Here is a 20285-nt window from a genome sequence, read left to right as displayed (position 1 = left end):
ACACGGCCATGTCGAGTTGACTTGCTTGCGTTGGTGGCCGCGGACGAACTTGATGCTGTGCCTCAGTCGAGCCAGTCGGTGTTCACGCTGAGAGACAGATCGACAAGCAGCGTGACAATCTGGCCTGCCACTGCTCGATTCTCGGCCCAGTCGCTGCGGCGCACTGGGAAGCCGTTCTGCTGCATCCGCGGACCCCGTATCAACAACAAATCGGGCAGCGCTTCGAATTCGCCCGTGTAGGCAAACGTGCAGTCTGGCTGTTGCTCGACCACCGGGAACAGAATGCCGATGATGTTGTTGGTTTGATCGACCAGTGAGTAGGTAGCGCTCGGCACGTTGTCGAAGCTCTTGCCGGGATCGGTCGCTCTACTGCACTGACGGTCGCTGAGAGGACGGAAGCGCTCTTCGTCGAACAGGGTGACAGTCAGCGCGTAGGTGGTCGTGGACGGCACGGTCGTGGTAGGAGCCACCGTGGTGGTCGGCATTGTCATTGTGGTGGGAGCCTCTGTCGTGTCCGGCTCGGTGCTCGAGGCATCTGCCTCGCGGTCGGTATTGGCACAACTGACGAGCAGCATCATGGCAACCGCGGCGGCGATGATTCTCGGCATGGTGGGTCCCTCCGGTGGAGAAGTCTGTGTGTCACGCACGGGCTCATCACGCCCGAAGGGACCCGGCTGGGCCTCTCCACTGGTGATGAACCGCCCCAAGGCATGGGGCTATGTGCGTGACAACCGTGACCGTAGCCGAGCCTGCGAGTGCCGCCAACGGCTTGTGCGAGGCGACGCTGCTGCGAAGCGGCAAGTACAAGCCGGCCGCAACCGGACCGCAGGAGCCATGCCGTCTTGCACGAGAGGCCGGTCGTGAGGGTGCCTATGCGGCGAACCGACTGCTTCCGTGTGCGTCGGCCGTCGGCGTCGCATGGCCCAGTGAGAGGCGGCGCAGTGACTTGCAACTAGCCGGTATCGCGCTTGGCCACTGACCTCGTCGCTGCGGCGCGTGGCGTCCTCCTTGAAGACCCCGGAACCGTCCCTGCTACGGCAAACAGCCGGGGTTACGGCTTTTCGCCGGTCGTGCTTTCCGTCGCCCCTCTCGACGGGGCGTTGCGTGCCGGCGACATTCAGCGGGAGCGGTGCCTGCGCCCGTCAGAACCAGTCGAGGCACTCGACCAGTGCTTCTACGAGGTCCTGCTTGCTTCGGCCGCCTGGCCGGACCTGAAGACGCTTCGCGAATTGTCGAAGTTCCGCCATCGGCATGGCTTCGAGATACGTCTGCTCATCGTCGTGTTCCTCGGCGGCTTCACGGATCTCATTGGCAGCAGTCGCCCAACCGTCGTGGGTGCGCTGTGCAGCCAGCACGAATTCAACGACCTGGCTCGAATCATCCGAGGCCGAATCGGACTCTGCGGGCTCGTCCAGCCCCCACTCGGCCCACCATTCGATGACGTCGGACATCTCTTCTGGCGATAGGTGGTCGAGTTCGTCCTGGGTGTAATCCGTTCGGGGCAGGTCGTCTGGGAACAATTCGTCGTAGGTGTACGGCCGCAGTGAGGCTGGTGTCGGGTCGTCTTTCGGCAGCGCATGCGCGCTCTGTTGACGAAGAAAGTCGGTGAGTTCAGCAGCCGGGGGCCGTTTGCCGATTTCTCGTTCGACCCTGTCGGCGATCAACGACCGCAGAGACTTGTCGCCCGCCTCCAGCAACCTCTGCCACGCGGCCGCGATGTCGCGTCGCCTCTTGCCGCGTGCCGTCTCTCGCTTCAACCGCGCACGGGCGGCACGTAGGGAGTCGCCTTGGAGCATGGCGTCCCGACTGAGATATGTGCGGAGATCGGAAGCCGCTTGCTCGATATCGACGGGCTCTGTCAGGGTCAGCCGCAGGAAGCGACGCTCTGCCGGCGGTCCTGGAGCCCGGCGGAGGTAGAAGTCCCACGTCTCGCCATCGGTGAGCAGCAGGATCGGCACCTCTCGATACCTGGCGTAGCGAAAGATCTGCCTCAGCGCCTTGTAGTGGCGGGTCACATCCTTCAGGTGACCTTGCTTCTTGGCCTCGACGAAAACCAACGGGCTGCCAAACTCGTCGAGAAGTGCTTCATCGACGCGGCCGTATTCAGTCTTGAACTCGGCTCGTAGATGCGAAGAATCAGCATCGTCCCATCCCAAGCTGCGCAGGATGGGGCGCACCACCTTGACTTGCACGTTCGTCTCGAGCCCCAGATTTCCGGGCGACAACTCGGTGCGCGCCTTGGCAAGTACGTCTTCCAACCCCACTGATCCTCCCGGAGACCCGCCGACCACGCGGCACGTCGGAGGATCGTAGGTCAGGCCACGATCGGTGCAGCGCTGTCGGGTTGGGGTAAGCGTCGTGACCCTGTCACACCCCCCTCGTACGGTTGTTCCCATGTTAAGGAACGGCGTCGAGACCAATTCGGGGCACAGCGGCGCACCCGCGACAGCCGCCCTGCCGGTTGCGATCCCAGCGGGCGTCGCCGGGTCCGGCTCAACGGGCAAGGGCGCTCAAGCCGGGGCCACAGCCTCCGCCGCTGCACCGTTCCACGATGCCAAGACTGCCTCAGAGCGCGAGGGTGCTCTCTCGGGAGCCGCGGCCTCTGCTGCCGCTGCGTCCGGTGAGAGCGGAGCGGGTTCTGGGGCTGAGGGTGCGTTGGGCGGGGTGTGTGTGGTCGGGCTGTGCGGGTCGGATCTGCGTGCCCGTTTGGGTGAGATCACTCGGGCAGAATCGCGTCTGGCAGCGATGAAAGCCGACGCGCTGGGCGAGATCGCTCGCCGCAGCGGCGACGGCGCTGCTGCGCATGCTGCTACCCACGAGATGGCGGTTTCGGGTCGCAGAGCGCGCGGCGAGGTCCGCGACGCTGTGCGGCTGGGCGATCTGCACGCCACACGGGCCGGGCTCGCCGCGGGATCGGTGCCGGTGGGTCACGCGCAGCTGATCGCCCGCACCGCCGGCGACGCCCCGATCGACGAGGCGATGCTGGCCGCGCGGGCGCAGCGGGAGGGCTATGACGAGTTCCGCCGCACCGTCGCACGCCATGTCGCCGACGTGTCCTGTGACCACGGCGCATCGGTGCTCGAGCGGCAGCGCCAAGCACGCACTGGCACGATCCTGACTCGTCACAGCGACGGCATGACCGTCGTGCACCTCGAAGTCGACCCCCTCACCGGCGCACAACTCGGCACCGCCATCGCCGCCGCCGAGCGGCGGCTGTTCCGCAACGAAGACCGCGCCAAACGGCGCACTCCCCCACAACGCACCGCGGACGCCATCACCGAGCTCATGTTGGACCCCGACGCGAAGCGTCCTGCGGGCGCGTCGCTGATCGTGGTGGCCGACTATGACACCCTCAACCGCCGGCTCGCGAATGGGCGGCTGGCTGACGGCACCCCGATCCCGATCGGGGAGATCGCCAAGATCGCCGTCGACGCCCAACTGCTGCCCACGATCTTCGAAGCCGCCACCGGTGATCTGCGCATGGGACGCACCAGCCGCAGCGCCACCGACATGCAGCGCGCAGCCCTCGCGCTCAGGGACAAGGGCTGCGTCGGCTGCGGCATTCCGCCCGAACGCTGCCAGCACCACCACATCGACCACTGGCAACACGACGGACGAACCGACTACGACAACCTCGTCACCGTCTGCCCCGACTGCCACAACGACAAGATCCACCAACAGGGCTTCACCGTCGAATGGAACCCCGACACCCCCGGCTTCGCACTCCAACCGCCGACCACGCCCCTGGGGCCCACCAATGGCCAATCCGAGGCCCGAGCGTCACCGCACTGATCCACTGGGGGCAACCCGGTAACGGCACCACGGTCTTGCCCCTCTGCCGGTAGTCGATTGTGTGGGCTCGTGGGGACGGCACTCGGGTCACGTGCAGGTCACCCGGGGCGTCATGTGATGGCTTGCGGTGGCCGCGACAACAGGGACCGATCCGGCTTCGAATTGTGCGCTGGGCGGTTGTATGTATATTGGGCGTATGCCCCGGATGCAGGTGTATCTCTCCGACGAGCTCTACAACATTGTCAAGTCGCAAGGACTCTCGGCGTCGGGCCTGTTGCAGGATGCCGTGCGAGCACACTGCGAACGCCAAGAGAAGATCCGTGCGGCGCAGGAGTACGTCGAAGAGGTCTTCGCCGAGTTGGGGCCACCCACCGCCGAGGAAACTGAGTGGGCTGAGAACAAGGCTCGGGAGATCATCGAGTCGCTGCGTGCCGGTGCGGAAGCTGTTGCGGCGCGGCAGGCCAGCCTTCCTGAGGACTGACGGCTTCGGCGAGCATCATGACGTCGTTGGTCTTGGACTCGGGCGGGTTGAGCCGCCTGGCCGAATCTGGGCGCAGGCGTCAGAGCGCAGAACTGATCGACTTCCTGATGCAGGGTTCTACCTGGCCACCAATCGTTCCGACCGTCGTGCTGGCCGAGTCGCTGAGCGGAAGGCCGCAAACCGATGCAGCGGTCAATCGCTTGCTGAAGTCATGCACCGTGGTGGAAGAAGTCTCTGAGCCGCTGGCACGCCGGGCCGGTGTGCTGCGAGCGTTCGCCCGGCGCGGCTCAGCAGTGGACGCTCTGGTGGTGGCGACGGCCGAACCCGGCGGCACCGTGCTCACCGGCGACATCGACGACCTCAGCGCGCTCGCCGACTACGCCGACAACGTCACCGTCACGCGAGTCTGACAACGACACTGCCGTATGGGACGCGGCCCTAGCTGGTGGTGGTGAGAGCTGCGTGGTGTTCGCGGACTTGGGCGGGGCGGTGGGCTCGTACGTAGTCGGGCTCTTGGGAGAGCGCCAGGTCGAGCAGTTCTAGGCGGTCGGGTGTCTGCAGCCAAGGCACGGGCACGTACAGGGGCAGGTCGAAGCGGCGAAGTTCGCCTAGGCCGCTGTAGATGGCGTGCTGGTACGCCGCCCGTTCGGGCCAGTCCATGTCGTGCGGGCCGAAGCCCACGCCGCAGTCGAGCAGCAGCTGCTGTTTCACGCCCGCCTCGCGCAAGCGTTCAATCCGCGAGGCGAACCACTCGACCATGACCGTCACCGGGTCACCGCGCACATCGCGGACGCTTCGGAAGTCACGCCCCAGCATGAACGGCAGCACCACGGTGACCTCGCGCTCGGCGGCGAGCTCGATCATCTCGGGTGACTGCAAAGCGTCGCCCGCGTTCAGCACGGTTGCGCCGGCGTCGAGGGCTCGGCGCGCCACCTCGGGCTTGCGGGTGTCGATCGCCACGTCCGCGCCCAGCGACAGCAGCCCTCGCAGCGGCCCTTCGACCCGCTGCCACTCATCGTCGGGGCTGACCTCGTCGCTGCCTGGCGTGGAACCTTCGCCGCCGAGGTCGAAATGATCGGCGCCCTCCGCCAGCAGCTCGGCCCCGCGGGCGGCAGCTTCGGCGCAGCCCTCTACGACGGAGAATTTGGCCTTCGAGTCTGGAGAGGCGTTCACCACGCCGAAGATCTCCACGGCCGCAACATAGTCAGGGCGCCGCGGGCCGCACCGAGGCTGTTGCGGGACTGGGCGGCGCGACGAGGCAGACGCCAGCACACTCCACGCGATGCCGCTGCTTCGGTCGTGTGCGGGCCTCAGGCGAGGTCGGGGTGCAGCGAGGCCTCGTCCGAGGGCCGGATGTTGATCACGTGACCGACCTGAGGCGGCAGTGGCAGATGCTGGTGCACCTCCCAGATCTCGCCGAGCCGACGGTAGGGCTCGTCGGCCATCAGCCCCACACGCCGGGTCGGGCCGTCGATGTGCAGCGACATGACCTCGCAGGTGGCGACGAGGTAGTCGTCGCGAGTCTGGGTCATGACCTGGAATGCGTGCACTCGCTTGCGGTCGAAGCCCAGCAGCTGGACCGAGATCACATACGGCTCATCGGGTCCGATCTCGCGCACATAGGTGATGTGGTTCTCCGCGGAGAACGTCGTGATGTCACGCACCTCACGATGGGCGGTGCCCATGCCGATGTAATCCATCCACGGCGCGATGGCGTCGTCGAAGGCCACGAGGTAATAGCCGGCGTTGAGGTGGCCGTTGTAGTCGATCCACCCCTCCTGCACGGTGCCTCTCAGCACGGGGACCGGAGCTCGGGACACAGCGTCGGTCGGCTGCGGTTCCAGTGGTCGGTCGCTCACGCCGTTCGTCTCCGAGGTCATCGCGTCTGCTGTATCTGCCAGTTCGTGCCGAGCAAGTGAACCAGCGATCCAGCTCAATTGCTGCGGGCCAGGTCCGCCACGGCCACCGGTGCAGTTGCGCCGTTCTGTTCGCTTGCGCCCTCAACCAGCGTCGGCCAGAACACCTCGGGCGGAGCGCCGCGTAGCGCAGCCGAGAGCGGCAGCGATTGTGCGGCCGTCAGCGGGTCAGCGACCGGCCTGATCATCGGCGCGACGGTTTCCCCATTCGGCCCGCGCATGACCGACTGCGGCGGCACCAGCGGCCGGGGAGGCGAGGCAGCGAGCGGAGCGGGACGCGGCGGCGACACACCGGGTGGTCCCACATACGTCGGCAGCGGAACCGGGTGGCGCGTCATGGGCAGCAGTACCGCAACCCCCACTGCCGCGATGAGGCCAGCGATGACGATCGGCAGACCGATGCCGCCGGTGGCATCTGCTGTGAATCCCATCAGCGGCGGACCGAAGAGCGCGCCGGTGCCGGAGCTGAAGAACAACATGCCCATGACCGCACCGAGGCCCGCCAAGCCGAATAGGTGAGCGGTGACGTCGCCGAGCAGCGCCACGAAGCCGCCGTAGGACACCCCAAGGATCGATGCGAACACGATCAAAAGGACGAACTTCGCCTCCAGCCCACCGACTCGTGTCGTAAAGAACCAAACCGTGTATGCGATGGGCAATCCGAAAAAGGCGATCTTGAGCAGCCGGACCGAACCCAGCGGCCTGGCCAGGCTGGTGAGCGCCATGCGCCCCACGATGCTTGCGAAGCCGATGATGGTGAACAGCGCTACCGCCGCTCGTGCCGGAAGGCCATCGTCTTGGGCAAACGTGACCACGGAGCCCAACGAACCGATGACCGCCACCGTGAAGAAGATGCCTGCGATTGCCATCTGCCAGAAAGGTGCGGAACGCACGACGAGCGCAACATGACGAGCGGCATCACCCATTTCCATCTTTGGCGGCCGCTTGATCATGAACAGCGCCGTCACAAAGATCCCGGCTGCCACAATCGCGAGCACCCTCATGCCGCCACGCCATCCATGGATCTCCAGCAACCACTGCGCCAGCGGCGCGAAGAGCATCGTTCCCAATCCCGAACCGGTGGCGACGAGCCCTTGGGCCACAGCTCGATGACGAGCGAACCACATCGCCGTCAGCGCGAACAACGGTGCATTGAAGAGACCGCCGCCGAAGCCCAAGCCGACGCCGAACAGCACGTATCCGTGCCACAGCACCGATACGTGCGACATAGCGAAGAGGCCGCCGCAGAACATCGACCCGCCTATAACCAGGAGGGGCGCGATACCGAAGCGGTCATACAAGCGACCGGAAACCACAGCACTGCCGAAGAACAAGAACACCGTGATGCCGAATACAAGGCTGATCGGTCCGTGGCCGGTACCGAACTCGGTCGCCATGCTCTTGGCGAATGCGTTGAAACTGTAGATGGTCCCGAACGCCGCCATGACGCTGAGGGCCGCGCCACAGGCCGTGACCCAGCCGCGCGCCGAGTCGAGATGTGTCGGGCCGCCGGCCATCACGCGTGCGAGGTTACGGCGACAGCATCGGCTCTGCGGAGGGAACCCTCAAGCGGGTCCCTGGCAACGCCGACCTTCAGCGTTAGTTTCAGCCCAGCAGGGACAGGTCGCGCACTGCGCCCCTGTCGGCGCTGGTGGCCATTGCCGCGTAGGCCCGCAGTGCGGTGCTGACCTGGCGTGGGCGCGGCTCGGCCGGCTGCCAGCCCGCCTCGTCCTGCTCGGCACGACGCTGCTCCAGCTCGGCATCGTCAACTGCGAGATTGATGGTGCGATTCGGGATGTCGATCTCGATGATGTCGCCACTGCGCACGAGCCCGATGAGCCCGCCTGCTGCCGCTTCGGGCGAGACATGGCCGATCGACAGGCCCGACGTGCCGCCCGAGAAGCGCCCGTCGGTGACCAGGGCACACGCCTTGCCGAGACCCTTGGACTTCAGGTACGACGTCGGGTACAGCATCTCCTGCATGCCAGGGCCGCCTCGCGGACCCTCGTAGCGAACAACCACCACATCCCCGGCGACGACCTCGCCCTCGAGAATGTGCTCGACCGCTTCGTCCTGGCTCTCGACCACATGGGCCGGGCCGGAGAACACCCAGATCGACTCGTCGACCCCGGCGGTCTTCACGACGCAGCCGTCGGGGGCGAGGTTGCCGTAGAGGATCGCCAGCCCACCGTCGGCGGAGTACGCGCAGTCGACCGAGCGGATGCAGCCCCGCTCGCGGTCGAGATCCAGCGTGCGATAGCGCTCGGACTGGCTGAACGCGACCTGGGTCGGGATGCCCGCCGGGCCCGCCCGGAAAAACTCGGCAAGCGACGCGTCGTCGTTGGTGGCCACATCCCAGCTGGAGATGGCATCGAACATGGTCGGCGAATGCACCGTCGGCACCTGGTTGGCGATGAGGCCCGCCCGGTTCAGCTCGGCCATGATCCCCATGACGCCCCCGGCGCGATGCACATCCTCGACGTGGAAGAACTCCGACGCAGGCGCCACCTTGCAGATGTTGGGCACCTTGCGCGACAGCCGATCGATGTCGGCCATGGTGAAGTCGAGCTCTGCCTCCTGGGCCGCGGCCAGCAGGTGCAGGATCGTGTTGGTGGACCCGCCCATTGCAATGTCGAGCGTCATGGCGTTCTCGAACGCCTCGAAGCTGCCGATCGAGCGCGGCAGCACCGATGCGTCGTCTTCCTGGTAGTAGCGGCGGCACAGCTCGACCACCAGCCGCCCCGCCTCGAGGAACAGCTCACGGCGGTCTGCGTGGGTCGCCACCACCGTCCCGTTGCCGGGCAGCGACAGGCCCAATGCCTCGGTGAGGCAGTTCATGGAGTTGGCCGTGAACATGCCCGAGCACGAACCGCACGTGGGGCAGCCCGACCGCTCCATCTCGGCGACGTCCTCGTCGCTGACCGAGTCGTCGGCGGCCACCACCATCACGTTGATGAGGTCGACCTTCTGGGTGGCCAGCTTGGTCTTGCCGGCTTCCATGGGACCGCCGGAAACGAACACGGTCGGAATGTTCAGCCGCATCGCGGCGTTGAGCATCCCCGGGGTGATCTTGTCGCAGTTGGAGATGCACACCAGCGCATCGGCGCAGTGCGCATTCACCATGTACTCGACCGCGTCGGCGATGAGGTCTCGCGACGGCAGGCTGTAGAGCATCCCGTCGTGGCCCATGGCGATGCCGTCGTCGACGGCGATGGTGTTGAACTCCTTCGCCACGCCCCCGGCGGCTTCGATCTCGCGGGCGACGAGCTGGCCGAGGTCTTTCAGATGGACATGGCCGGGCACGAACTGGGTGAACGAGTTGGAGATGGCGATGATCGGCTTGCCGAAGTCGTCGTCGGTCATGCCGGTGGCACGCCACAAGGCTCGAGCCCCGGCCTGATTTCGGCCTGCTGTAGAGGTGACAGATCGGTAGCTCGGCATACGTTCAGCCTACGCCCCGGTGGTCTGCTCGCTTCACCCGGAGGCACGAATCGGACTCAATGTCCCACGACAACACCGTGACACGTGGTCGGCGTTCATGATCTGCATTCAAGGCTCGATCCTGGCCCGATTCGAAGGCCAAGTAGCCTGCGCGATCCGATGGCCCCACAGGACGATGCTGCCGACGAAGCCGCGGACGATGCCTTGGACGATGCAACCGGCGCCGCGTCCAGGGACACGATCCTCATCCGGGTGACCGGCCCCGACGGCCCGGGCATCACCACCGACCTGCTGGCGCTGCTCTCCAATGCCGGCGCGGAAGTGCAGGACATGGAGCAGGTAGTCGTGCGCCGCCAGCTCACGCTCGGGCTCGCGATCACGGTTCCCGCAGGCCGGGACCTGGTCAAAGAGGTGCTGCTGTTCGGCTACGAGCGGGGCTTGGAGATGAACTTCGAGGTTGTCGACGCCACGCCGACCAAGCACGCGGAGCGCCTCGTGGTCACCGCATTGGCGCCCGAACTGAAGCCGGCGGACCTGTCGGTCGTGACCGGGGCCATCGCCACCAGCGGTGGGAACATCGACCGCATTCACCGGCTCTCCCGCTTCCCGGTGTGGAGCTACGAATTCCTGGTCGAGGGCGCGGAGAGCGACAAGCTGCGCACCGACCTGATCGAGGTGGCCGCTGAGCGCCGGATCGACATCGCCGTCCAGCCTCACGGCTTGTCACGGCGCTCGACCCGCATGATCGTGATGGATGTCGACTCGACCCTCATCCGCAACGAGGTGATCGACCTGCTGGCCGCCGAGGCCGGCCACGAGGCTCGTTCGGCGGAGCTGACCGCCGCCGCCATGGCCGGCGAGATCGACTTCGAAACATCACTGCGCAAGCGGGTGCGGCTGCTGACCGGCCAGCCCGTCTCGATCATCGACACGGCCATCGTGCACATGAATCTCACAAGGGGCGCCCGCACCTTCGCCCGCACGCTGAAGCGGCTGGGTTACAAGGTGGCGATCATCTCCGGCGGATTCACGCACTTCACCGATCACCTGGCGACGCGGTTCAAGTTCGATCACGCCTACGCCAACGAGCTGGAGATCCGCGACGGCCGCCTGACCGGCGAGGTGGTCGGCGAGGTCATCGACGCCGAAGCCAAGGCGCGGCTGCTGCGACAGCTCGCCTACATCGAGGGCGTGCCGCTAGAGCAGATCGTGGCGGTGGGCGACGGCGCCAACGATCTCCCCATGCTGACGGCGGCGGGGCTGGGCATCGCCTTCAACGCCAAGCCGGTGGTGGCCGATGCGGCAGACACCACCGTGAACGTGCCGTACCTGGACGCGATCCTGTTCATGCTGGGCGTCACACGCGAGGAAGTCGAAGCCGCCGACGCCTCGGCCACGCCGCTGGGCGCTGAGCGGCCGCTGTCGACGCTGCTGCCCTGATCCCCGGCTGGCCGATGGGCTGGCTGACCGGCTGGCTGACTGGCCGGCAGACTCCCAGGCCGCCTGTCCAGACTTGGGCGTCTCGCGCAGGTAACTTCGGCCTCATGGCCGAGGTGACGATCTACCACAACCCGCATTGAAACTCTTCCCGGAACGCCTTGGCGGTCGCCGAGGAAGCTGGAGTGGAGGCCGATGTCGTCCTCTACATGAAGGCGCCGCCCGACCGGGACACGCTCGAACACTTGGTGTCGATACTGGAGGACCCCGTCGAAGACCTGGTGCGTAAGGACTCGCAGTTCAAGAAGCTGAACCTGAACGCAGACGACTACGTCGACAATCCCGACGCAGTGGTGGAGCTGCTGAGCCAGCGCAAGGCGCTCATGCAGCGCCCGGTGATCGTACGCGGCAACCGCGCCATTGTCGGACGTCCGAAGGGTCGCATCGCCGAGCTCTTGGCCGACTGAAGCTGAGCCGGACCGGTTGATGACTGACGCCAACGGCGGCGTACGTACCCCGCTGTTCGACCTGCACACCGAACTCGGCGGCCGGATGGTCAACTTCGGCGGTCATGCGCTGCCCATGCGCTACGGCGACGGCACTGTTGCCGAGCATCGCGCCACACGCACGATGGCGGGGCTGTTCGACGTCAGCCACATGGGCATTGTCGAGCTGCGCCCCGCGGCCGGAGACGACGTGCCCGATGTGGCGGCCTGGCTGGAACGCCGCGTACCGGGCGCTATCACGAGCCTCGCACCGGGACGGATGAGGTACACGCAGTTCACGACGGCTGCAGGCGGCGTGCTCGATGACCTGATCGTGTCGTGTCATGCCGATCGTCTGCGCATTGTGGTCAATGCGGTACGCACCGACGCCGACCTGTCGATGCTGCGGGAAGCCAACGGCGGCGCCGACGACGGCCGTGTGCGCATCGAAGTCCGCACCGATCTGGCGCTCATTGCGCTGCAGGGGCCCGCAGCCGTCGATGTGCTGGATCGCTGGGCGCCGGCAGCCGCAGACCTAGCGTTCATGTCGACATCCACGCTGCCGATCGACGGGGTCGAGTGCGAGGTGTCGCGCTGCGGGTACACCGGCGAGGACGGGTTCGAAGTCGCCATGCCTGCGAGCGAGGCGACCCATATCGCACGGCTGCTGTTGGGAAGCGACGAAGTGTCGCCGGCAGGGCTCGGCGCCCGCGACACGCTGCGACTCGAGGCGGGCCTGCCACTGGTCGGCCACGAACTCACCGAGGCGGCGACCCCGGCCGAGGCCGGACTGGGCTGGTCGATCCCGAAGCGCCGGCGCGCCGAGTCCAGCTTCCCCGGCGCGGAGATCATCACTGCGCAGCTACGTGACGGGCCGCCGCGCCAGCGGGTCGGCATCGCAGCCGACGGCCGTCGGCCGATTCGCGACGGCGCCGCTCTGAGCACCTCCGACGGCACCAGCGTCGGCATGGTCACCAGCGGCGGCTTCGGCCCTACCGTCGAAGCACCGATCGCCATGGCCTACGTAGCGGCCGAGCACTCGGCAGACGGCACAGAGCTGTTCGCCCAGGGCCGCAAGGGTCCTGAGCCGTGCCAGGTCGCCCCACTGCCGTTCGCGGAGCACCGCTACTGGCGACCGTCGTGATGACAGACGGAGCTATGGCACTGACGATGAACGAGACCGCACGAGGCCCCTTGCACGGAGGCATGGCGCATGAGTGAACCCCCGGTACCTACGAGCGCAGAAGGGGCATTTGCAGCACGTCACATCGGCCTGCAGCCCGACGACGTCGCCGTGATGCTCAAGCGGCTCGGGTTCGGCTCGCTCAGCGACCTCATCGATGCCGCCGTACCTGCCGAGATCCGGATCGACGAGCCGATCGTGCTCGACGGCGTCGACCGGCCCCTCACCGAGACGGAAGCCACCGCCGCGATGCGCTGGCTGGCCAACGCCAACACGCAGGTGCACTCGTTGATCGGGCTGGGCTACTACGGCACGCTCACGCCCGCCGTCATCCGGCGCGGCGTGCTGGAAGACCCGTCGTGGTACACGGCGTACACGCCGTACCAGCCCGAGATCTCCCAAGGGCGGCTCGAAGCGCTGCTCAACTACCAGACGATGGTGTGCGACCTGGTGGGAATGGAGATCGCCAACTCATCGCTGCTGTGCGAGGGCACCGCGGCTGCTGAGGCGATGGCCATGGCGCGGCGCATCACACGCAGCGGGCCGGACTGCTTCTTCGTCGATGCCGACTGCCATCCCCAGGTCATCGACGTGGTTCGCACGCGTGCGCAGCCGCTCGGCATCGACATCGTGGTGGGCGACCCGGCAAACGATCTGGCGCCTGCCGAGGTGTACGGCGCGTTGCTGGCCTACCCCGGCAGCAGCGGCGCCGTCCGCAACCTTCAACCGGTGATCGAAGCTCTGCACAGCACGGGCGCCGTTGCGGCCGTCACCGCCGACCTGCTGGCGTGCTGCGTGCTGCAGCCGCCCGGTGAGCAGGGAGCCGACATTGTGGTGGGCAGCTCGCAGCGATTTGGTGTGCCGCTCGGTTTCGGCGGTCCGCACGCGGCGTTCCTGGCAACCAGCGAGAAGCACCGCCGCTCGATGCCGGGGCGGCTCGTGGGCGTCTCGGTGGATGCGGCCGGCAGGACCGCGTACCGGCTGGCACTGCAGACCCGTGAGCAGCACATACGGCGCGAGAAGGCCACCAGCAACATCTGCACCGCGCAGGTGCTGCTTGCGGTGATGGCCTCGATGTATGCGGTCTGGCACGGCCCCGACGGCCTGACCGGCATCGCTGAGCGTGTGCACCGGCTGACCGCAGCGCTCGCCGCCGGCCTACGCAACTTGGGCTCGCGCGTACGCAACGACACGTTCTTCGACACGCTGACGGTGGAGGTCTCCGGTGGTGCCGACGACGTGCTGGCCGCAGCACTCAGCGCCGGCATCAACCTGCACCGCATCGACGGCGACACCGTCGGCATCTCACTCGACGAGACCTGCGACGAGGGCACGGTCGCCGCGGTGCTGGATGCGTTCGGGACTCTGGGGGGCAGCGAGACGCACGACAGCGAATCGGTCGGAGCACTGGCGGCTTCGGCGCCGTCGGGCATCACGGGCGAGCTGCGGCGCACCAGCGAGTTCCTCACGCACCCCACCTTCGGTTCGTATCGCTCCGAGACCGAGATGATGCGCTACCTGCGCCGTCTGGCTTCCTACGACGTGGCGCTCGACCGGTCGATGATCCCGCTGGGCAGCTGCACGATGAAGCTCAACGCCGCAGCGGAGATGACCCCGGTGACCTGGCCGCAGTTCGCCGACATCCACCCGTTCGCGCCACCCGAGCAGTGGGAGGGCTACCGCCAGATCATCGCCGACCTCGAACGGTGGCTGGCGGCGATCACCGGCTACGACGCCGTGTCGTTGCAGCCCAATGCCGGGTCGCAGGGCGAACTGGCAGGGCTGCTCGCCATCCGGGGCTACCACGACGACCGCGGCGACACCCACCGCACCGTGTGCCTCATCCCCTCCTCCGCGCACGGCACCAACGCTGCGTCTGCGGTGATGGCCGGCATGCGGGTGGTGGTGGTGGGCTGCACCGACGACGGCGATGTCGACCTCGACGACCTCGACGCCAAGATCGCCGAGCACGGCGATCAGCTCGCCGCGTTCATGGCCACCTATCCCTCCACCCACGGCGTCTACGAGGACGGCATCCGGCAGGTCTGTCTCAAGGTGCACGAAGCAGGCGGGCAGGTGTACGTGGACGGTGCCAACCTCAACGCCCTGGTCGGCCTCGCCGCACCGGGCACCTTCGGCGCGGATGTCAGCCATCTCAACCTGCACAAGACGTTCTGCATTCCCCACGGCGGCGGCGGGCCGGGCATCGGGCCGGTGGCATGCCGCCTGCACCTGGCCAAGTACCTGCCCAACCACCCGCTGGCGCCCGACGCCGGCCCCGACACCGGGCCGGGTGCGATCTCATCGGCGCCGTGGGGCTCTGCGGGCATCCTGCCGATCCCGTGGATGTACATCGCCATGATGGGCACCGAGGGGCTCACCCAAGCCACACAGACGGCGATCCTGTCGGCCAACTACCTCGCCTCGCGACTCGGCGAGCACTTCCCGATCCTGTACCAGGGCCGCTACGGGCTGGTCGCGCACGAGTGCATCGTGGACCTGCGGCCATACTCGGAGTGGGCCAGCGTGGACGACGTGGCCAAGCGGCTCATCGACTTCGGATTCCACGCCCCGACGATGTCGTTCCCGGTTGCGGGGACGCTGATGATCGAGCCCACCGAGAGCGAATCGCTGGCGGAGATCGACCGGTTCTGCGATGCGATGGCAACGATCCGATCCGAGATCGACAAGGTTGCGGGCGGCGAGTGGCCCGCCGACGACAACCCGCTCGCCAACGCACCCCACACAGCGATCGACGTGCTGGCCGACGAGTGGGAGCACCCCTACTCGCGCACCGAGGCCGCGTACCCGGCGGGCACCAAGGTGCCGACGCTCGTGGCCGACAAGTACTGGCCGCCGGTGAGCCGCATCGACGGGGCCTACGGCGACCGCAACCTCATGTGCGCCTGCCCCGACCCTCGCGCCTTCGAAACTGACTGACCTCGGACTGGCTGGTGCCGAGCCCCGCCGACCCGGTGCGGTCCAGCACCCCGGCTCGACGGTGGGCAGATCGCTAGCGTTCGGGCATGGCACGAGTCGATCCTTCAGTGCTGGAGATGCCGGCCGACGACGCGGCCGGCACGATGCCGTACTTCTCCCACATCGACCTGTGGCTGCGCGCCGAGGTCGACGGGCTGAGCGATGCGCAGATCGACCTCGACGACCAGTCCCCCGACCGCGAGCTGATGTGGTGGTCGATCCGGCGGCAGGTCAGCCACATCGCCTGGGTGTCGCTGATCTTCGCGAAGCGGCGTTGCGGGATGCTACTGTGGCCCGACGGCGACATTCCCGAACCGATCGTGTGGGCCGAGCATCACCAGGGGCGCAACAACAAGCACGGGCTGCGGCTGGATCCTGAGCTGTTCTGGGACGTGCCCGATCTGCTCGACAAGCTGGACCTGGGCCTGAGCTGGATGCGCTACGTGGTCGCGTCCCATCCGATCGAGACGTTCCGCGAGATGGTGGAATCACGTCACAGCACGCTCTTCTGGGATGACGCCATCACGGTGCTTCCCCGGGGTGCTTGGCATGATCCCGACGACGAGCGCATGATCGTGAACACGCTCGAGTGCGCGATCTGGATGCTGTTCTACGAGATGGCCTCGCACATCCGCTCCATCCAGCGGATCAAGGAGATCCAAGGGCTGCCATCGGCCATCGAGCTGACGCGCTTCGGCTACCTGCGTCTCCCCCACTACTGGGGCGAGACCGACGCCCCCGCGCCCAGCATCACCAAGCTGTAGCCCGCGCAGACCCCGAAGCAGTCGATATGGCGACACCGAAGATCATTCTCGACTGCGACCCAGGCCACGACGACGCGGTGGCGATCCTGCTGGCAGCCCGACAGTGCGACGTGCTGGCCATCACCACGGTGTCAGGAAATGCCCCGCTCGAGATGACTACGGCAAACGCGCTGCTGATGTGCCAGCTCGCCGGGCTCGACCTTCCGGTGCATGCGGGCGCGGACCGGCCGCTGCTGGTGCCCGCAGCCCATGCGCCGCGTGCCCATGGGGCAACCGGACTCGACGGGCCGCCGCGCCCCGACGTACACCTCGAGGCAGCGAGCAACGACGCAGTCGACGTCATCATCAACACAGCGCGAGCCCACGACGATGTGTGGCTCGTGCCAGTCGGGCCGCTCACCAACGTTGCGCTGGCCATCCGCCAGGCACCCGACATCGTCGAGCGGGTGGCCGGAATCTCGCTCATGGGCGGCGCTGTCGGCCCCGGCAATGTGACGCCGACCGCCGAGTTCAACATCTGGGCAGATCCCCATGCCGCCCAGATCGTGTTCGCCACCGGGGCGCCGCTGGTGCGCATGGCAGGGCTCAACCTCACCCACCAGCTGTGCGTCGGGCCCAGCGAAACCGCCGCTCTGCGGGCGCAGGGCGGCATCGTGCCCGAGTTCGTCGCGGGCCTGTTCGACTTCTACCTCGCCGGCTACCGCGAGCGCGCCGGGCTGGATGCAGCGCCCATGCACGACCCGTGTGCGGTGCTTGCCGTGACCCACCCTGAGCTGTTCACCTTCGGCGCCCGACATGTCGAAGTGGAGACGAGTGGCGACGTGACCCGAGGAATGACCGTCGCCGACGAGCGGCCAGGCACCGACGCCACGCCCAACTGCGAGGTGGCCTACAGCATCGACGCCGCGACCGCGCTCGAACTCATCGTCGACGCCATCCGCAGCTATGGCTAGATTCCGTCGCTCGAGACGGCAACGAGACACACCATCGGGGACGATCTCGGTACCGTTGCCGCTGTGCCGACCGACAGCACTGCGAACAGCCCGGCGTTCCGGCTGAGCCAGTACAGCCACGGTGCGGGCTGAGCGTGCAAGCTCGGACCCTCCGAGCTGGCGCAGGCTCTGCGCCATCTGACCCCCCCATCGCACCCGGACCTGGTGGTCGGCACCGACACCAGCGACGATGCCGCCGTGTGGCGGCTCGACAGCGACCGGCTGCTGGTGACGTCGACCGACTTCTTCGCGCCGATCGTCGACGACGCGCGCACATGGGGGCGCATCGCTGCCGCGAATGCGGCCAGCGACATCTACGCCATGGGTGCCAGCCCGCTGTTCGCCCTCAACCTGGCGGCCTGGCCCCGCGATGTGCTCCCGCTGGACCTGCTGGGCGAGGTGCTCGCCGGCGGCGCGGATGCCGCGGCAGACGGCGGCTGGGTGGTGGCCGGCGGTCACACGATCGACGGGCCCGAACCGGTCTATGGCATGTCGGTGACTGGCACCATCGCTGCTAACGCTGGGGAAGCGGGCCTGCTCACCAATGCTGGCGGGCACGCGGGCCAGGCGCTCGTGCTGACCAAACCGCTCGGCACCGGCTTGCTCGCAACCGCGCTGAAGCGTTCCGGCCCTGAGGCCACCGAGCCGGGCGGCGATCTGCACGCGGCCTACGAGGCCGGCGTGGCCGAGATGTGCCGGCTCAACGACGCAGCCGCCGCCGCAGCCATCAGGGCAGGAGCCACCGCGGCCACCGATGTCACCGGGTTCGGACTGCTGGGACACCTCGCGGAGCTCGCCGCAGCCAGCGAGGCGAGGGCCGTGGTGGATGCCGGCGCAGTGCCGCTGCTGCCCGATGTGGTCGGGCTCGCCACCGGCGGCTTCGTGCCCGGAGGTACCGGCCGCAACCTGGATCACCTCGCCGAGCGCCTCGACGGCGGCGACGACCTCACCCGCACCGTGCTCGGCGATCCGCAAACCTCGGGCGGCCTGCTGTTCAGCTGCGATCCCGCACGCGCCCACGACGCCGTGCGCGAGCTGCGCAACCACGGCCACGACGCCGCAGTGATCGGCGAACTCGCCGACGGCAGCAGCGGCACGGCGGGATCGATCGCGATCGCCGGTGCCGTCGCCGGAGACACCGCAACAGACGCAGGCTGAGGTTCGCAGTGGTCGCTTCGCAGGGCATGGCCGGCGACTCCGCAGCGACAGCGACCTCGGCGGCAGGATCATCATCGTCGCCGGCACGTGCGCGGCGGCGGGGGGTGTTTCCCGGCTCGTTCAACCCGCCCACCACCGCCCATCTGGCCATCAGCGAGGCCGTGGTCGGTCAGCATCGCCTCGATGTGCTGGTGTGGTCGGTCAGCCGGGTGGCACTCGCGAAGGAGGACGTACAGCGCCCGCGGCTCGCCGACCGGATCGCCGTGCTCGAAGAGGTCGCCGCGCCGATCGACTGGCTGGAGATCGATGTCACCGACGCGCAGCTGCTGTCGGACATCGCAGCCGGCTTTGACGTGATCGTGATGGGCGCCGACAAGTGGCAGCAGATCCACGACCCGGTGTTCTACGGCAACGACCCAGCACAGCGGGACGCGTCGATCGCTGCACTGCCGGCGGTGGCGATTGCCGCTCGCCCGCCGCACGATTGCCCTGCCGCACTGGTACTCGACCTGCCCGACTGGGTGGGCGCCGTGTCGAGCACTCAAGCCCGCACCACCGACCAGGCACTGATGGCGCCCGAGGCAGCGCTCTTCGACGCAGCGACCGGCGCATGGACCGACCCCGCTCGCTACGAGACCTGGCTGGCGCGCCAGCGAGAAGACTGAAGGGCGCTATGGACGAGATCCTCGACGTGGACCTGCTGGCCTTCGAGCACGGTTCGGCGGCGCAGCGCAGGGCGGTGACCGAGGGCGTCATGGCCAGCCTCCGAACCGGCTTCGTCTACACGGCGCACGATCTCTCGGGCGGCCTGCTCGACGACGCCTACGGCGTGCTCAACGGGTTCTTCGCGCTCGAACCCGACGCCAAGATGCACTACGTCGACGCGGAGTCGTTCGGCGCCCGCGGTTACACCGGTCCGCTCACCGAGACCGCCGCCATCTCCGACCTTCCCGACTGGAAGGAGATGTTCAACTGGAGCGATCAGCCCCCTGCCGGCCACCCGCTCACCGTTCAGTACGGCCGCTGGTACCGTCCGTCGATCTTTCCCGATGACGACATCGACGGCGCCGGTGCAATTCTCACCGAGTTCCACCGGCGGCTCGTCGAACTGCAGCGACGCTTCCTGCGCGTCATCGCGGAGGGTATCGGCGCCCACGAGACCTACTTCGACAGGATGACCACCTACGGCACGCACCTGTCGCGGGCCATTCACTACCCGCCGATGTCACATGCCCCAGGCGGCGGCAGCGAAGGCCACATCTGGGCCGACGAGCACACCGACATCAACCTCATCACGGCCCTGCCCCGAGCGACCGACCGCGGCCTGCAGGTGCGCATCGACGGCGAGTGGGTCGATGCCGCTCCGCCGCACGATCACGTCATCGTCAACTCGGGCATCATGCTGGAGCACGTCACCAATGGTCTGATCGGGGCCGGCTGGCACCGTGTCAAGGCCGACCCAGGCCAGCACACCAGCCGGCTCAGCGTGGTGCAGTTCTGCCACCCACGCCCGTCCACGGTCCTGGTGCCGGCGCCCTCCACAGTCACGCCTGAGCGACCGTGCCGCTACGAGGCGGTCTCCGCCGAGGATCGACTCGAAGAGGTGATCTGGGAGATCAACCTGATTCCCGACGCCCGCCGCGTGGACTGAACGCGT

At 67.5% G+C, this 20285-nt stretch carries 18 protein-coding genes; 12 read left to right on the top strand and 6 right to left on the bottom strand.

Features of this window, described 5'->3' with window-relative positions; genetic code table 11:
- Positions 1-62: 62 nt before the first annotated feature.
- On the bottom strand, positions 63-608 hold the full coding sequence (locus tag ACOGI8_RS07160) for a hypothetical protein (RefSeq protein ID WP_419856178.1): 546 nt from the start codon (positions 606-608) through the stop codon (positions 63-65).
- A 534-nt stretch (positions 609-1142) separates the two neighbouring features.
- Entirely contained in the window at positions 1143-2504 is a 1362-nt protein-coding gene (locus tag ACOGI8_RS07155) for a hypothetical protein (RefSeq protein WP_419856177.1), read from the bottom strand.
- A gap of 241 nt (positions 2505-2745) precedes the next feature.
- On the opposite strand from ACOGI8_RS07155, the gene ACOGI8_RS07150 reads away from it, so the two are divergent.
- The 3 genes from ACOGI8_RS07150 to ACOGI8_RS07140 all read left to right on the top strand — a co-directional run bounded on the left by ACOGI8_RS07150 (position 2746) and on the right by ACOGI8_RS07140 (position 4683).
- The gene (locus tag ACOGI8_RS07150) at positions 2746-3792 is read left to right on the top strand and encodes an HNH endonuclease (RefSeq protein ID WP_419856176.1); all 1047 of its coding nucleotides are present in this window, start codon (positions 2746-2748) and stop codon (positions 3790-3792) included.
- 196 nt (positions 3793-3988) lie between these two features.
- Positions 3989-4273 carry a hypothetical protein gene (locus ACOGI8_RS07145; protein WP_419856175.1) on the top strand — a complete coding sequence of 95 codons (285 nt, stop codon included), beginning with the start codon at positions 3989-3991 and terminating at the stop codon, positions 4271-4273.
- 17 nt (positions 4274-4290) lie between these two features.
- Entirely contained in the window at positions 4291-4683 is a 393-nt protein-coding gene (locus tag ACOGI8_RS07140; protein ID WP_419856174.1) for a type II toxin-antitoxin system VapC family toxin, read from the top strand.
- Between the two features lie 28 nt (positions 4684-4711).
- On the opposite strand, the gene ACOGI8_RS07135 is transcribed toward ACOGI8_RS07140, so the two are convergent.
- The 4 genes from ACOGI8_RS07135 to ilvD form a co-directional block, all read right to left on the bottom strand.
- Positions 4712-5464, bottom strand: coding sequence for a dihydropteroate synthase (locus ACOGI8_RS07135; RefSeq protein ID WP_419856173.1), 753 nt, complete (start codon positions 5462-5464; stop codon positions 4712-4714).
- A 119-nt stretch (positions 5465-5583) separates the two neighbouring features.
- Positions 5584-6132 (bottom strand): thioesterase family protein, encoded by a 549-nt coding sequence (locus tag ACOGI8_RS07130; protein ID WP_419856172.1) that lies wholly within the window; start codon positions 6130-6132, stop codon positions 5584-5586.
- A gap of 74 nt (positions 6133-6206) precedes the next feature.
- The gene (locus ACOGI8_RS07125) at positions 6207-7706 is read right to left on the bottom strand and encodes an MFS transporter (RefSeq protein ID WP_419856379.1); all 1500 of its coding nucleotides are present in this window, start codon (positions 7704-7706) and stop codon (positions 6207-6209) included.
- Between the two features lie 88 nt (positions 7707-7794).
- Positions 7795-9630 carry a dihydroxy-acid dehydratase gene (gene ilvD, locus ACOGI8_RS07120; RefSeq protein WP_419856171.1) on the bottom strand — a complete coding sequence of 612 codons (1836 nt, stop codon included), beginning with the start codon at positions 9628-9630 and terminating at the stop codon, positions 7795-7797.
- A 159-nt stretch (positions 9631-9789) separates the two neighbouring features.
- Here ilvD and serB point away from each other — a divergent pair, with 159 nt between their 5' ends.
- The 9 genes from serB to ACOGI8_RS07075 all read left to right on the top strand — a co-directional run bounded on the left by serB (position 9790) and on the right by ACOGI8_RS07075 (position 20279).
- Complete coding sequence (serB, locus tag ACOGI8_RS07115) at positions 9790-11070, top strand: phosphoserine phosphatase SerB (RefSeq protein ID WP_419856170.1); 1281 nt, start codon at positions 9790-9792, stop codon at positions 11068-11070.
- A 182-nt stretch (positions 11071-11252) separates the two neighbouring features.
- Complete coding sequence (locus ACOGI8_RS07110) at positions 11253-11534, top strand: ArsC/Spx/MgsR family protein (protein ID WP_419856169.1); 282 nt, start codon at positions 11253-11255, stop codon at positions 11532-11534.
- 19 nt (positions 11535-11553) lie between these two features.
- Complete coding sequence (gene gcvT, locus ACOGI8_RS07105) at positions 11554-12696, top strand: glycine cleavage system aminomethyltransferase GcvT (RefSeq protein ID WP_419856168.1); 1143 nt, start codon at positions 11554-11556, stop codon at positions 12694-12696.
- Between the two features lie 69 nt (positions 12697-12765).
- Positions 12766-15675: an aminomethyl-transferring glycine dehydrogenase gene (gene gcvP, locus ACOGI8_RS07100; RefSeq protein ID WP_419856167.1), complete on the top strand. Its 2910-nt coding sequence runs from the start codon at positions 12766-12768 to the stop codon at positions 15673-15675.
- An 86-nt stretch (positions 15676-15761) separates the two neighbouring features.
- Positions 15762-16478 (top strand): hypothetical protein, encoded by a 717-nt coding sequence (locus ACOGI8_RS07095; protein ID WP_419856166.1) that lies wholly within the window; start codon positions 15762-15764, stop codon positions 16476-16478.
- Positions 16479-16504: 26 nt separating this feature from the next.
- Positions 16505-17431 carry a nucleoside hydrolase gene (locus ACOGI8_RS07090; RefSeq protein WP_419856165.1) on the top strand — a complete coding sequence of 309 codons (927 nt, stop codon included), beginning with the start codon at positions 16505-16507 and terminating at the stop codon, positions 17429-17431.
- 63 nt (positions 17432-17494) lie between these two features.
- Complete coding sequence (gene selD, locus ACOGI8_RS07085; RefSeq protein ID WP_419856164.1) at positions 17495-18628, top strand: selenide, water dikinase SelD; 1134 nt, start codon at positions 17495-17497, stop codon at positions 18626-18628.
- 26 nt (positions 18629-18654) lie between these two features.
- A complete protein-coding gene (locus tag ACOGI8_RS07080; RefSeq protein ID WP_419856163.1) occupies positions 18655-19293 on the top strand; it encodes a hypothetical protein in 639 nt (212 codons plus the stop codon).
- Positions 19294-19301: 8 nt separating this feature from the next.
- Positions 19302-20279: an isopenicillin N synthase family dioxygenase gene (locus ACOGI8_RS07075; RefSeq protein ID WP_419856162.1), complete on the top strand. Its 978-nt coding sequence runs from the start codon at positions 19302-19304 to the stop codon at positions 20277-20279.
- The last annotated feature ends 6 nt before the right edge of the window (positions 20280-20285 follow it).

Source organism: Candidatus Poriferisodalis sp., assembly GCF_965204195.1.
GTDB lineage: Bacteria > Actinomycetota > Acidimicrobiia > Acidimicrobiales > Poriferisodalaceae > Poriferisodalis.
The sequence above is the reverse complement of the archived record's forward strand: the minus strand, read 5'-3'. Positions and strand labels throughout refer to the sequence as shown.